Source organism: Acidibrevibacterium fodinaquatile (assembly GCF_003352165.1).
Classification (GTDB): Bacteria; Pseudomonadota; Alphaproteobacteria; order Acetobacterales; family Acetobacteraceae; genus Acidibrevibacterium; species Acidibrevibacterium fodinaquatile.
The window spans coordinates 1,334,093-1,347,065 of the sequence record NZ_CP029176.1 but is presented as its reverse complement, the minus strand read 5'-3'; the positions used below and the strand labels follow the sequence as shown (position 1 = coordinate 1,347,065).

The 12,973-nt window shown below is 67.3% G+C and carries 13 protein-coding genes; 8 read left to right on the top strand and 5 right to left on the bottom strand.

All coding sequences use genetic code 11. From position 1 onward, the window contains the following. Window positions 1-78: 78 nt before the first annotated feature. Window positions 79-681, bottom strand: coding sequence for an NAD(P)H:quinone oxidoreductase (gene wrbA, locus DEF76_RS06525; RefSeq protein WP_114911637.1), 603 nt, complete (start codon window positions 679-681; stop codon window positions 79-81). A 136-nt stretch (window positions 682-817) separates the two neighbouring features. Between wrbA and DEF76_RS06520 the strand changes: the two genes are divergently transcribed. From DEF76_RS06520 to glpK, 8 genes are all read left to right on the top strand, one after another. After that, window positions 818-1,141 (top strand): YXWGXW repeat-containing protein, encoded by a 324-nt coding sequence (locus tag DEF76_RS06520; RefSeq protein ID WP_162800515.1) that lies wholly within the window; start codon window positions 818-820, stop codon window positions 1,139-1,141. A gap of 162 nt (window positions 1,142-1,303) precedes the next feature. After that, window positions 1,304-2,377, top strand: a complete 1,074-nt coding sequence (locus tag DEF76_RS06515; protein ID WP_162800514.1) for an ABC transporter substrate-binding protein — start codon at window positions 1,304-1,306, stop codon at window positions 2,375-2,377. A gap of 27 nt (window positions 2,378-2,404) precedes the next feature. Next, the gene (locus DEF76_RS06510) at window positions 2,405-3,931 is read left to right on the top strand and encodes a sugar ABC transporter ATP-binding protein (RefSeq protein WP_205216127.1); all 1,527 of its coding nucleotides are present in this window, start codon (window positions 2,405-2,407) and stop codon (window positions 3,929-3,931) included. After that, a complete protein-coding gene (locus tag DEF76_RS06505; protein ID WP_114911635.1) occupies window positions 3,928-4,857 on the top strand; it encodes an ABC transporter permease in 930 nt (309 codons plus the stop codon). The genes DEF76_RS06510 and DEF76_RS06505 overlap by 4 nt, the downstream gene beginning before the upstream one ends. Next, window positions 4,854-5,834 (top strand): ABC transporter permease, encoded by a 981-nt coding sequence (locus DEF76_RS06500; RefSeq protein WP_114911634.1) that lies wholly within the window; start codon window positions 4,854-4,856, stop codon window positions 5,832-5,834. The genes DEF76_RS06505 and DEF76_RS06500 overlap by 4 nt, the downstream gene beginning before the upstream one ends. A 12-nt stretch (window positions 5,835-5,846) precedes the next feature. Next, window positions 5,847-6,602, top strand: coding sequence for an alpha/beta hydrolase (locus DEF76_RS06495; protein ID WP_114911633.1), 756 nt, complete (start codon window positions 5,847-5,849; stop codon window positions 6,600-6,602). A gap of 28 nt (window positions 6,603-6,630) precedes the next feature. Then, window positions 6,631-8,166 (top strand): glycerol-3-phosphate dehydrogenase, encoded by a 1,536-nt coding sequence (gene glpD, locus DEF76_RS06490; RefSeq protein WP_114911632.1) that lies wholly within the window; start codon window positions 6,631-6,633, stop codon window positions 8,164-8,166. Further along, on the top strand, window positions 8,163-9,641 hold the full coding sequence (gene glpK / locus DEF76_RS06485) for a glycerol kinase GlpK (protein ID WP_114911631.1): 1,479 nt from the start codon (window positions 8,163-8,165) through the stop codon (window positions 9,639-9,641). The genes glpD and glpK overlap by 4 nt, the downstream gene beginning before the upstream one ends. 138 nt (window positions 9,642-9,779) lie before the next feature. Here glpK and DEF76_RS06480 read toward each other — a convergent pair whose 3' ends face one another. The 4 genes from DEF76_RS06480 to DEF76_RS06465 are packed head-to-tail and all read right to left on the bottom strand — an operon-like array spanning window position 9,780 to window position 12,971. Beyond that, complete coding sequence (locus tag DEF76_RS06480; RefSeq protein ID WP_114911630.1) at window positions 9,780-10,325, bottom strand: hypothetical protein; 546 nt, start codon at window positions 10,323-10,325, stop codon at window positions 9,780-9,782. Further along, on the bottom strand, window positions 10,322-11,350 hold the full coding sequence (locus tag DEF76_RS06475) for an SAM-dependent methyltransferase (RefSeq protein ID WP_114911629.1): 1,029 nt from the start codon (window positions 11,348-11,350) through the stop codon (window positions 10,322-10,324). The genes DEF76_RS06480 and DEF76_RS06475 overlap by 4 nt, the downstream gene beginning before the upstream one ends. Beyond that, complete coding sequence (locus tag DEF76_RS06470) at window positions 11,347-12,123, bottom strand: DUF1295 domain-containing protein (RefSeq protein WP_114911628.1); 777 nt, start codon at window positions 12,121-12,123, stop codon at window positions 11,347-11,349. The genes DEF76_RS06475 and DEF76_RS06470 overlap by 4 nt, the downstream gene beginning before the upstream one ends. After that, complete coding sequence (locus DEF76_RS06465) at window positions 12,120-12,971, bottom strand: alpha/beta hydrolase (RefSeq protein ID WP_114911627.1); 852 nt, start codon at window positions 12,969-12,971, stop codon at window positions 12,120-12,122. Before DEF76_RS06465 ends, DEF76_RS06470 begins: the two co-directional genes overlap by 4 nt. Window positions 12,972-12,973: the final 2 nt, after the last annotated feature.

Genomic DNA, 12,973 nt, shown 5'->3' with positions numbered 1-12,973 from the left:
AGCGGCGGCGCCACGGGCGCCAGCGACCGTCCCGGCGGCATCCCCCGGCCGCGCGGCCGGGGGAGCGGAGGTTGGGTCTCAGCCGAACAGCTTGGCTGCGATCCCCGCGACATGGGCGCCTTGGAAACGGGCGATTTTCAGCTCGTTCGCGGAGGGCTGACGCGAGCCGTCGCCGGCGGCGATGGTGGTCGCGCCATAGGGGGTGCCGCCGCTCATCTCGCTCAGGATGGTGAGCCCGGGCTCGGAATAAGGCACGCCGACGATGATCATGCCATGATGGAGAAGCGTCGTGTGAAACGAGGTGATGGTGGTTTCCTGGCCGCCATGCTGGGAGGCGGTGGAGGCGAAAACACTGCCGATCTTGCCGATCAGCTTGCCCTGCGCCCAGAGCCCGCCGGTTTGGTCGAGGAAATTGCGCATCTGCGCCGCCATGTTGCCAAAGCGCGTCGGGGTGCCGAAAATCACCGCGTCATAGTCGGCGAGTTCGTCGGGTGTCGCAATCGGCGCCGCCTGATCGAGCTTGACATGCGCCTTCTCGGCGACCTCGCGCGGCATCAGTTCCGGCACCCGCTTGATGGTGACGGCGCTACCCGCGACCGAGCGCGCGCCTTCGGCGACCGCCTCGGCCATCTTTTCGATATGGCCATAGGTCGAGTAATAAAGAACCAGGATTTTTGCCATGTACCAATTCCTTCGTAACCGGAGGGAGGGGTGAGAGGTCTCACGGGATAAACTTCGCTCCCGTAAGATAACGCAGGTTTTTATCTCGAAATCGCGCCCCCGTCGAGAGGCCATGGGGAAATCACCGGAGTCAAAAATGAACATGCCAAAGACACAATGGCGCGCCGGCGCCATCGCCGGGTTTTTGCTTGCTTTGCTCGCCGCCTGCGCCGCGACCACGCCGGTGGCGACGCCGCCCTTCCCGCCAGTGCCGCCGCCACGCCAGGAAACCATGCCCAAGCCGCCGGTCTCGGAACAGGCGCTGCTCTGGCAGCCCGGTCATTGGGACTGGAACGGCCATGGCTATGACTGGATCGCCGGGAAATGGGTGCCGCGCGACGGCCACAGCGCCATGTGGATGGAGGGCTACTGGAAACGCGAACTGGGCGCCTGGGTCTGGGTTCCCGGGCATTGGACCTGAGGACGGGGGGATGTCAGGCGACGCCCGTCGGGAATTTTCCGTCTGGAGGCGAAACCCGGACCTTGTCAGCGCGCCGCTTGCGCCGCGAAAAAAGTTCGCTTAGGGTGTCGTACGCGCATTGAACGAACACGACGTCGCGGGAAGCGACTCCAGGGAGGAATGATGAAATACAAATCGTTGCTGGCAGCCGCACTTCTCGCGGGCACGGCTTTATTCGCGCCGCTCGTGGCCGCGGCTGACGACGTCGCGCTTCTGCCGAATGGGCTGATGGCGCCCTCCTCCCCGGACATGGTGCCGGCCGGCAAGTTCAAGAAGGCGCCGCCGTGGGTGATTGGCATGTCGTGGCCGGGCGTCGGCAACACTTGGATCGTGCAGACGATTGGCGAGATCAAATACGCCGCCAGCCACGATCCCGACATCAAGGAATTTCGCTTCTCAGAGGCGAACTGGCAGCCGGCCAAGCAGGTTGCCGACATCGAGGATCTGATGGCGCATAAGGTCGATGCGCTCATCATCGTGCCGATCTCGCCGGATCTGGTGAAGGCGCAAGTGAAGGCGGCGACGGCCGCCGGCATTCCCGTCATCTTGTCCGTCACGGCAGGAACGCCCGCGCCGGACGCAACCGTCGCCGTGCAAGGCGGCGGCGAGGCGTTCGGAAAGACCGGCGGCGAGTTTCTCAGGAAGACGCTGAACGGCAAGGGTGTGATCTGGGTGTTCCGCGGCGTCGCCGGGGTGGGCGAGGAGACGGCGCGCTACAACGGCCTGCGCGAGGCCCTCAAAGGCAGCGACATCAAGATCGGCGCCGAGGTCTATGGCGATTGGAACTATGCCAAGGCCAAGGGCCTGTGCGAAAACCTCGTCGCGTCCGGCCAGCCGGTCGATGGCATCTGGTTTTCCGGCGCCGACATGACGCGCGCCTGTTTTGACGTGTTCAAGGAAATCGGCAAGCCGCTGGTGCCGATGACTGGCGAGGCCAATAACGGCTTCCTGCGCGCCTGGAAGAACGCCGGCGCCGACAGCGTCGGGCCGATCTTCACGCCTGGCCTCGGGGTCGCGACGCTGCACGCTGCCGTGGCACTGCTCAAGGGCGAGGCGCTCCACAAGGCCTATCTCTCCGACCCGGAGCCGATCACAAAGGCCAATTTCGACAAATATTACCGGCCTGATCTCAACGACGCCTATTGGTTCCCCTCGACGCTGCCCGAGGACGTGATCGCGAAAGAATTCAAGCGCTGATAGGAACCTCCCGAAGGCGCTGAACCCGTGACCTCGTCGCGAGCCGATGATTGCGAAATCGAGTTTCGCAATGTCTCAAAGCGCTTCGGCCCAATCCGGGCGCTGACGGATGTGTCCTTCGTTGCGAGACGCGGCAGCGTGCATGCGGTGACGGGCGAGAACGGCGCCGGCAAATCGACTTTGATCAAGATCCTCGCCGGCGTCCATTCGCCCGACGCCGGCGAGATCCTTCGTGACGGTCAGCCGATCCGCTTCCAAGGCTCGGCCGATGCGCGCGCCAAAGGTGTGGCAACCGTTTTTCAGGAGCTGACGCTTCTGCCCAATCTGACGGTCGCCGAGAATCTGTTCCTCGGCCGCGAGCCACGACGCGCCGGTTTCATCGATCGCGGCGAAATGCGCCGACGCGCGCGCGCAATTCTCGAGCGCGTCGGTGTCGATCTCGACGTCAACGACATGTGCGGCGATCTCACAATCTCCGAGCAGCATCTGATAGAGATCGCCAAGGGCGCGGCAGCGCCCTCGCGCGTCGTCATCTATGACGAGCCGAGCGCCGCACTCGACGCGCCGGGCGTGGAAAAGCTGGTGCGTCTGATCGAGGCGCAAAAGGCGGCGGGCAAGCTGGTTTTCTACATCAGCCACCGCCTCGATGAAATTTTCCGGCTCTGCGACACGACGACCGTCCTCAAGGACGGCCAGCACGTGGCGACAAGGCCCACCCGCGAGCTGACGCGCGAGAGCCTGGTTTCGCTGATGGTGGGGCGCGAGCTCGGGCAACTCTATCCGACGCGCAGCAAACGCGCAGGATCGCCGGCGCTCACCGTCGCCGATCTCGCGCTCGAGGCGCAAGCGGCGCGAGTCAGTTTCGAGGTCAAGCGCGGCGAAATCCTCGGTCTCGCCGGGCTCGAGGGGCAGGGGCAGCGCGAGATTGTGCGCGCGCTCGTCGGTCTCGTGCCGCATATGGCGGGAACGGTGCGCAAGCACGACGCAGCCGGCGAGACGAAGATCGGCGAGGCCATCGTCGCCTCGGTGCGGGCGGGGGTTGGCTTCGTGCCGGAGGATCGCAAGTCAGAGGGGCTCTATCTGCCGCTCTCCATCGAACAGAATATCGGCCTCGGCATGCTGCGCCGTGCCTCCCTCTCGGCGCGAGCGAGGATCGACAAGGCGCGTGTGAGAGCGCTGATGGGCGAGATGAAGGTGCGGGCGCGCGATGCGAGGCAGCCGGTCGGCGCGTTGTCGGGCGGCAATCAGCAGAAGGTGATGATCGGGCGCTGGCTCGCCGCCGAAGCTGACGTGTTGATCGTCGAGGAGCCGACCCGCGGCGTCGATGTCGGCGCCAAGGCGGAGATCTACCGTCTGCTGCGCGAATTTGCCGATCGCGGCGGCGCCGTCGTCATCACATCGAGCGAGCTGACCGAGCATATTGGCCTCTGCGACCGCATCCTGGTGGTGCGTGACCGGGCGATCGTCGCCGAACTCGACGGCGCGCGGGCGACGGAGGAAATCGTCATGCGGCATGCGCTGATGAGCGCCGCAACGCACGGTGCGCCATCATGATCGGCGGCAGTGCTCGCCGCTTCGGCCGCTCCGGGCTCGGCTATGTCGCAATCGGCCTGCCGCTCGCGATTTTCGCGTTGTTGGCAGCGTTCGCGCCGGAGTTCCTGTCGCTGCAGAACATCGTCGACGTCAACAATCAGATCACTGCGCTGATGCTCGTCGCACTCGGGCAGTTGCTCGTCGCGCTGATCGGCGGCATCGACATATCGGTCGGCTCCGTGGTCAGCCTGACGAGCGTCGTGATCGTCTCCGCCCCCCCCGCGTTCGCCGTGCCGGCCGCGCTCACGCTCGGCGTCGTGATTGGTCTGGCGAATGGGCTCGGCGTCGGCTTCGGCGTGCATCCGCTCATCATGACGCTGGCGTCGATGACGTTTCTTCAGGGGTTGGCGCTGCTGTGGCTCGCGGGCTCGGGCGGAACCGTTCCCGCCCCGCTGGTTTTCGCGGCCAAGGCATCGCTGTTCGGGCTTCCCGCCGCGTTCCTCTGGTGCATCGCGGCGATCGCGCTCACCTCCGTGCTGCTTTATTTCACCCGTTTCGGCTTGCGCCTATTTGCGATCGGCGGCAATGCCGAGAGCGCCGAGCTCAGCGGTGTGCGGGCCTTCTGGCCGCGGCTTGCCTGCTATGTGCTGTGCTCGCTCGCGAGCGTCGTCGCCGGCATCTATCTAACCGGCCGCATCGTCTCGGGCGACCCGACGATGGGCCAGCCGTTCAGCCTCGATTCGGTGACGGCGATTGCGCTCGGCGGCGTTCAGCTCGCGGGCGGTGTCGGCAGCGTCGCCGGCGCGGTGCTGGGCACGATCACGCTCGGGCTCATCACCAATGGCATGAACCTGCTCGGCGTCTCGCCGTTCTTCAGCGCGGCATTGACGGGCGTGCTGCTGCTTGCCGCGATCAGCCTGCAACGTCGCAAGGTGATCGGCATATGAGCGGCATCGCGATGGACGGGGCGCGCCCGGGATGGGCGCAGAGAGTGGCCGACACGCTGCTCTCGCTACCGATCGCCTATTACGGCACGGGCGCCCTGCTTTTGTTCGCGGCGGTGGCGCGGCCGACCCTGTTGCGGCCGTTCCTCCTGCTGCTGATCTTGCGTCAGGCGGCGCCGCTCGGCGTTGCGGTGATCGGGCAATCGCTCTGCATCCGCCTGCTGTCGCTCGACCTTTCCTTCGGCGGCGTCGCCCTCGTCGTCAGCTACATTCTGACCAGCGGCATCTTCGCGTTCCCCGAACCCGTTCTCATCGCCCTTTGCCTGCTGTTCGGCTTTGCCATTGGCGCGATCAACGCCTTCTTCATCACCCGCTTGCGTGCCTCCTCGGTGATCGTGACACTGGCGATGGTGCTTATTCTGAGCGGTGTCGTCACCGCCTTCAGCCAGTTGCGCGCCCCGGGCGATTCGCCGGCGATGCTGCGCTATATCGGCCAGACGCGGCTTGGCATATTGCCGATCACCGTCATCATCTGGGTCGCGGCGCTGATCCCGATGGCGGCGTTTCTGCGCCTTTCGGTATTCGGGCGCTATGTCGATGCGATCGGCGCCAATCCGCGCGCGGCGCTGACCTCGGGCGTGCCCTATGTGCGCGCGATCTATGTCGCGCACATCTTTTCCAGCCTTTTCGCGGTGCTCAGCGCTTTTCTGCTGGTCGGCTTCGTCGGCTTCGGCAGTCTCAGCATCGGCGCCGATCTCGCGCTCAATTCACTGGCGGCGGTCATTCTCGGCGGCGTCGGTTTCGGCTCCGGCAAGGGCGGCGTGCTCGGGCCGGCGGTCGCCGCCTTCATGCTGATGTTCACCTTCAACGTATTGACAAGCATCGGGCTCGGCGAGCCGGGCAAGCAGATGGCGCAGGGCGCCGTCGTCGCGCTGGCCGCCATCGCCTATGCCGCGCGCGGGCAAGAGCGCATCCACTGAGGAGAAAAGACAATGGTTGACATTATGCCAGGCGCGGAGCCGTTCGCGTTCGAAGGCAACGACGTCGGCGTGCTGGTCGTGCACGGCTTCACCGGCTCGACGCAAAGCATGCGCTATCTCGGCGAGGGGCTGCACCGCAAATTCGGCTTCACGGTGGTCGGGCCGCGCCTGCCGGGCCACGGCACCTCGCCCGACGACATGGAGACCACCGGCTATCTCGATTGGCTGGGCGAAGCCGAGCGCGCGTTGCACGATCTCGTGCAGCGCAAGCGCAAGGTGTTCGTCACCGGCCTGTCGATGGGCGGCACGTTGACGCTCAACCTCGCGGCGCGCTTTCCGAGCGAAGTCGCGGCCATCGCGCCGATCGCCGCCGCGGCGGGGCTCGCGAGCGAAGCTTTGTCAGACGCGCTGGCGATCAATCCGGCGCCCAAGCGCCTGCCCGGCATCGGCTCTGACATCAAGGCGCCGGGCGTGGTCGAACTCGCCTATAAGGAAACGCCTGTTGCCTGCCTGCGCGAGGTCACCGTGCTGATTTCGATGACACGCGGGATGCTGAGCCGCATCGTCTGCCCGTCGCTCGTCATCCATTCGCGCGAGGATCACGTCGTGCCGCCGCGCAACGCGATGGATATCGTCGAGATGATCCGCGCCGACGACATCAGGCTGCTCTGGCTCAACAATTCCTATCATGTCGCGACGCTCGACAACGACAAGGCCTTGATTCTCGATCGCGTCGGCGCCTTCTTCAGCGAAATGGCGACGGCGTGAGGCACAGCGCTGGTCTTTGCGTCCAACGATGAGTGCGCCGTCCTACGATCTCGCGATCATTGGCGGCGGCGTCAATGGTTGCGGGATCGCTCGCGACGCCGCCGGGCGCGGCTTGTCGGTCTATCTGTGCGAGCAGGGCGATCTCGCCAGCGGCACCTCGTCATGGTCGACCAAGCTCGTGCATGGCGGCTTGCGTTATCTCGAATATTACGAATTCCGTCTGGTGCGCGAGGCGCTGATCGAACGCGAAGTGTTGTGGCGCGCCGCCCCCCATATCATTGCGCCATTGCGTTTCGTGCTGCCGCATCATGCCGGGCTACGGCCCGCCTGGTTCTTGCGGCTCGGGCTGTTTCTCTATGATCACCTCGGCGGCCGGCGCCTGTTGCCGCCGACGCGGGTGCTCGATCTCGATCGCGACGCCGCCGGCGCGCCGCTGAAGCCTGGCCTGTTTCATCGTGGGTTCGAATATTCCGATTGCCGCGTCGATGATTCGCGGCTGGTCGTGCTCAACGCGCGTGACGCCGCCGACCGCGGCGCGGTGATCGAGACCCGCACGCAGGCCATCGGCGCCGAACGCGGCCGCGATGGTTGGCGGCTTGCGGTGCGGGGGTCTGGCGCCGCCGGCGCGGCGCGCACGATCCACGCCAAAGCGCTCATCAACGCCGCTGGCCCCTGGGTCGCCGACGTGCTCGCCGATACGCTGCGCACAACGGCGCAGGCGAAAGCGCGGCTGGTGCAGGGCTCGCACATCGTCGTGCGCCGCCTCTACGATCACGATCGCTGCTACATCTTCCAGAATGGCGACGGCCGCGTCATTTTCGCCATTCCCTATGAGCGCGATTTCACGCTGATCGGCACCACCGACCGCGACTATCACGGCGATCCCGCGCAAGCGCGCGCAACCTCCGACGAGATCGCCTATCTCTGCGCCGCGACCAACGATTATTTCGCGCAAGCGATAACGCCGGATGACGTGATCTGGGCATTTTCCGGCGTGCGCGCGCTCTATGACGATGGCGCGAGCGAAGCGAAAGCCGCGACCCGCGATTACGTTCTCGACCTCGACGCCAGCGTCGCGACGGCGCCGCTGCTGTCGGTGTTCGGCGGCAAGATCACCACCTATCGCCGGCTGGCGGAGGCGGCGCTGAAGAAGCTCGCGCCTCATCTTGGGCCGTGCGGTGCGCCGTGGACGGCGGGCACGCCGCTGCCAGGCGGCGATTTTCCCGTCACCGGCCGCGCCGAACTCGCGCGCAACCTTGCCGCGCGCTATGATTTTCTCGACGCGCGCGCCGCCGAGCGGCTGGTCTCGACCTACGGCGTTCTGGCGACGCGCGTTCTCGGAGAGGCACGAAGCCGCGCCGATCTCGGGCGTGGCTTTGGCGCCGATCTCAGCGAGGCGGAGGTCGGCTATCTCATGGCGCGCGAATGGGCGCGCAACGCCGAAGACATATTGTGGCGGCGCACCAAGCTTGGGCTTAGGATGAGCGCCGCCGAGGCGGCCGAACTCGACGCCTTCATGGCGCAAACGCGCCCGCGTGAGGCGCAGCGGGGAAATGCGCGATGACCTATCTGCTTGCACTCGATCAAGGCACCACCTCGACGCGGTCGATCCTGTTCCGCCACGATGTCAGCGTCGCCGCCGTCGCGCAGCAGGAATTTCCGCAGCATTACCCAGAGCCCGGCTGGGTCGAGCACGACCCCGAGGATCTCTGGCGGAGCGCCGTCGCGACGCTGCGCGAAGCACTCGCCGGCGTCTCGGTCGACGAAATCGCGGCACTCGGCATCGCCAACCAGCGCGAGACGACAATCCTCTGGAGCCGCAAGACCGGCCAGGCGATCGCGCCCGCCATCGTCTGGCAGGATCGGCGCACCGCCGAGCGTTGCGCGGCGCTCAAGGCCCAGGGTCTCGAGCCGATGATCACCAAAAAGACCGGGCTGCTGCTCGATCCCTATTTCTCAGGCACCAAAATCGCTTGGCTGCTCGATCACGTCGAGGGCGCGCGCGCGCGCGCCGCGGCCGGAGAGCTTGCCTTCGGCACCGTTGACAGTTTTCTGATCTGGCGGCTCACCGGCGGCGCCGTTCACGCAACCGACGCGACCAACGCTTCGCGCACGCTCCTCTTTGACATCCATCGCGGCGCCTGGGACGAGGCGCTTTGCGCCGCCTTTGACGTGCCGCTATCGCTACTGCCCGAGGTGCGCGACAGCGCCGGTGATTTCGGGACGACGACGCCTGATCTCTTCGGCCGCGCTTTGCCCATTCGCGGCGTCGCCGGCGACCAGCAGGCGGCGACCGTGGGACAAGCCTGTTTCGCGCCCGGCATGCTGAAATCGACCTATGGCACGGGCTGCTTCGCGCTGCTCAATACCGGCGATCAGCCGGTCGCCTCGAAAAACCGGCTGCTGACGACGATCGCCTATCAATTGAACGGCCGGCGCACCTACGCGCTCGAAGGCGCGATCTTTGTCGCCGGCGCCTCGGTGCAATGGCTGCGCGATGAGCTTCGGCTGATCGCCGCCGCCGGCGAGGCGGGCGAGCTTGCGGCGGCGGCCGATCCCGCGCAGGACGTCTATCTGGTGCCCGCCTTCGTCGGCCTTGGCGCGCCCCATTGGGACGCCGGCGCGCGCGGCGCGATTTTCGGCCTGACGCGGGGCACCACGCGCAAGGAACTCGCGCGCGCCGCACTCGAAAGCGTTGGCTACCAGACCCGCGAGCTGATCGAGGCGATGCGGGCGGATTGGCCGGGCGCGGCTCAGACGGTGCTGCGCGTCGATGGTGGCATGACCGCCTCTGACTGGACGATGCAATTTCTCGCCGACATTCTCGACGCGCCCGTCGATCGGCCGAAGATCATGGAGACGACGGCGCTCGGCGCCGCCTATCTCGCCGGCTTGGCTTCGGGCGTTCTGCCGGCGCCGGAGACGTTTGCGCGTTCCTGGGCGCTCGATCGTCGGTTCACGCCGCATCTCGATCCGGCGGCGCGCGAACGCAAATGGCACGGCTGGCGCGACGCGGTCGCTCGCACCCGCAGCCGGTGATGCGGCGATCGCGGCGCGTGGCAGCCCGCCGGCGTTAGAGCAAGGTAGGTTTTGATTGAACCATCCTGTTCCATCAAAACCGGCCAACTTGCTCGCCAAAATAGGGGTAGAGCGTGATCGACGTAAACCGATCGCGCTCTAGGCGTCCGAGCCGCGCAGCACGCCGGCCAGCCGCAATGCGATCAGCCCCATCAGGCACGCCGCGCTGAAACCGTTCAGCGCGGCGAGCCGTGCGTCCTCCGCCGGCGTCAGCGCCATGATCGGCTGCCCGAACGCCGCGACCGGGATCAGCAACGGCAGGATCGGCAGGCCGGCCGCAGCCAGGGTCAATAGCCGCCCGGAAAGCAGTGCGGCGAGCGCGATGCAGGGCAGCAGGAACAGCCCGACGCCCGTCTCCGGCCCCAGCAGCTTCATGCACCATACCGTGTTCACCGTGCCGACCAACCACAGCGCCACGCGTGCCACGCCCGGCTGCCAGCGCGCCAGCGCCGGGACGGCGAGGAATAGCGGCATCGCCCCCATGGTCAGGAAGGCCGCGTGGCCGCGCGCCCAGCCCACCAGCGCGATGACATAGAGCGGGTAGAACGGCCCGTTCGCCCCCAAAACCAGCGCGACGAAACACGCGACCGCCGTCACCGGATCGGGATGCGAGCCATAGGCGCGCATTGCGGCGCGGAGCGTCATCGTGGCCGCAGCCGATAATGGCTGATGCCCCACTCGCGGCCCTCGCGCGCCCCGAACAGGCCGGCGGTGGCGAGGAAGAAGAGGCGCCAGCGGCGCTTCCACAACCCCGCCTCGCGGCCATAAACGGCGCGCAGGATCGGGTCGATCGCGGCCGCGTTCGCGTCATAGCGGGCCAGCCAGTCATTGGCGGTGCGCTGATAGTGCAATCCGCTCCAGCGCCAGTCGGCTTCCAGCGTGAAGTGCTCGTCCCATTGGCGGATCAGGCGGTGGCTCGGCATGATCCCGCCGGTGAAGAAATGCCGCGCAATCCAGTCGGCCCGGTCCTCATGGTCGAAAACATAGGGCACCGCGTGGTGGCTGAAGACGTGCAGGAACAGCCGCCCATTTGGTTCAAGCCACCCATGCACACGCGCCAGCAGCGCGCGCCAGTTGCTCATATGCTCCCACATCTCCACCGAAACCACGCGATCGAACCGCGGGCGGGCGGGCTCGAAGTGATTCATGTCGGCGGTGATGACCTCGACAGTGGCGATGCCGCGCGCCCTCGCCGCCGCCTCGATGAACGCCCGTTGCGGAGCGGAGTTTGAGACGGCAACGATCTTCGCGTTCGGATAGCGTTCGGCCATCCACAAGGTCAGCGATCCCCAGCCGCAGCCGAGTTCGAGGATCCGCTGCCCGTCGGCGAGTTCGGCATGGGCGGCGGTTGCGGCGAGCGCGCGCTCCTCGGCCGCGTCCAGCGTGTCGGCCCCCTCGTCATAGAGACAACAGGAGTATTTGCGCCGCGCGCCCAACACCTGCGCGAAGAATTCGGCCGGCAGCTCGTAATGTTGCGCATTGGCGGCCTCGGGCGTCCGCGCGATCGGGTAGGCGCGCATGCGCCGCGCGAACGCGCGCTCGGCCTCCGGCGGGGCGCGGTCGAGACGCCGGCTGGTCCGCTCTACCAGCATGGCGATCCCGGCCCGGGTCAAGGCATCCGGCAGCGGCAAGCGCTCGACAGCGCCGGTGGCGGCGGCGACCAGGTTCATTTGTGGCTCCATTTCGGCAGCGGCAGGAACGGTCGGGTGCGGGCCTGATAGGCGCGATAGGCATCGCCGCGCGAGCGCAGCATCGCCTCCTCGAGCGGTGGAATGCCCGAGACATGCACCAGCACCCCATACATCACCGCCGGCGCGACCAGCGCCAGCGCGCCCAGGGGATGGGCGGCGGAGATCGCGAGCAGCGGCCACGCGCACCAGGCGAGGAACTCGAAGAAATAATTCGGATGGCGCGACCAACGCCACAGCCCGACGGCGCAGACCTGCCCGCGATTGGCCGGGTCGCGGCGGAAACGCAGAAGCTGCTCGTCGGCGGCATTGCCACCCAGGATCGCGATCAGGAACACCGCGACACCGGCCGCATCGCGCAGGCCGAGCGGGGCGGGATTGCGTGCCGCGAGCCCTATGGCGAGCGCCAGCACCGCCGCCACCGCCGCCTGGATCTGCAGGAAGCCGAACATGCGGCGCTGAAACGCGTCCCCCCATTCGGCGCGTAGCTTCGCATAGCGGGCATCCTCGGCGCCGTGGCGGGTGCGACGGAGGATGTAAATACCGAGCCGCAGCGCCCAGAGTGCCGCGAGCGCCGCCACCAACCAGTCGCGCGGCCCGGCCGCGCCCGCTACCAGCGCGTAAACGACCCCGGCAGCCCCGAGGGCGAAGGTCCAGATCACATCCACCCAACCGGCGTTGCCGGTGCGCCGTTGCGCCACCCAAGCCAGCATCATCGCCAGCGACAACCCGGCCGTAACCGCGAGCACGATCATGCCGCGCCCCCGCCCTGCGCGATGAAGCGCAGCGCCTCGCGTCGCACCGGCAGCCATGGCGCGAGCGCCGAGGCGAAACCGCCGATCAGCACGCGATGCCCGAGGCCGCGATAGAGCCGCATCTCCACGGTTGCTCCCGCCGCGCGCAGCCGCGCCGCCAGGCGCTCGGTGTTGCCGGGATCGACCACCCGGTCCGCCGTGCCGGCCGCGAGCAGCATCGGCGGCGCCGCAGCGGAGGCGTAGGTGATCGGCTGGCTCACCGGCCAGTCCACCTCGGGGCCGAAGATCGCCTTGAGGGTGGGGCTGCGGAGCGGCAGAAAATCATACGGGCCGGCAAGGCCAATCACGCCGGCGAGGCGCCCCCCCGCCATCCCCGCCGCGCGCAGATAGCTTGGATCGAGCGCCAGCAGGGTCGCGATCTGCGCGCCGGCGGAGTGTCCCATCAGGAATAACCGTCCCGGATCGCCGCCCAGCGTTGTGAGGAACGACCGCGCCCAGGCGACGGCGGCGGCAGCATCTTCGATGAAGGCGGGGAAGCGGACCTCGGGATACAAGCGATAGTCGGGCACCAGGGTCAGGATGCCGCGCGCCGCCAACGCCGCCCCGACGAAACGATAAATGCCGCGATCGCCTTCCTCCCAGCCGCCACCATAGAAGAACACCACCGCCGGGGCGGGCGCCGCGGCCGCGGCGCGGGCCGGGCTATAGACATCCAGCCGATGCCGCGGCCCCGGGCCATACGCCACGCCCTCCCGTATCGTGACGCCACGCCGCGGCGACAGCCGGTTCAGCAGGTCGACGGCGAACCCGCCGCGCGCCCGCGCGGGTGACGCGAGGATGGCCGACATCG

Coding starts and splice junctions, on each gene's coding strand:
- DEF76_RS06520 (WP_162800515.1), top strand. CDS start 818: ATGAACATGCCAAAGACACAATGGCGCGCCGGCGCCATCGCCGGGTTT.
- DEF76_RS06515 (WP_162800514.1), top strand. CDS start 1,304: ATGAAATACAAATCGTTGCTGGCAGCCGCACTTCTCGCGGGCACGGCT.
- DEF76_RS06500 (WP_114911634.1), top strand. CDS start 4,854: ATGAGCGGCATCGCGATGGACGGGGCGCGCCCGGGATGGGCGCAGAGA.
- DEF76_RS06505 (WP_114911635.1), top strand. CDS start 3,928: ATGATCGGCGGCAGTGCTCGCCGCTTCGGCCGCTCCGGGCTCGGCTAT.
- DEF76_RS06465 (WP_114911627.1), bottom strand. CDS start 12,971: ATGTCGGCCATCCTCGCGTCACCCGCGCGGGCGCGCGGCGGGTTCGCC.
- DEF76_RS06475 (WP_114911629.1), bottom strand. CDS start 11,350: ATGAACCTGGTCGCCGCCGCCACCGGCGCTGTCGAGCGCTTGCCGCTG.
- glpK (WP_114911631.1), top strand. CDS start 8,163: ATGACCTATCTGCTTGCACTCGATCAAGGCACCACCTCGACGCGGTCG.
- DEF76_RS06495 (WP_114911633.1), top strand. CDS start 5,847: ATGGTTGACATTATGCCAGGCGCGGAGCCGTTCGCGTTCGAAGGCAAC.
- glpD (WP_114911632.1), top strand. CDS start 6,631: ATGAGTGCGCCGTCCTACGATCTCGCGATCATTGGCGGCGGCGTCAAT.
- wrbA (WP_114911637.1), bottom strand. CDS start 681: ATGGCAAAAATCCTGGTTCTTTATTACTCGACCTATGGCCATATCGAA.
- DEF76_RS06470 (WP_114911628.1), bottom strand. CDS start 12,123: ATGATCGTGCTCGCGGTTACGGCCGGGTTGTCGCTGGCGATGATGCTG.
- DEF76_RS06480 (WP_114911630.1), bottom strand. CDS start 10,325: ATGACGCTCCGCGCCGCAATGCGCGCCTATGGCTCGCATCCCGATCCG.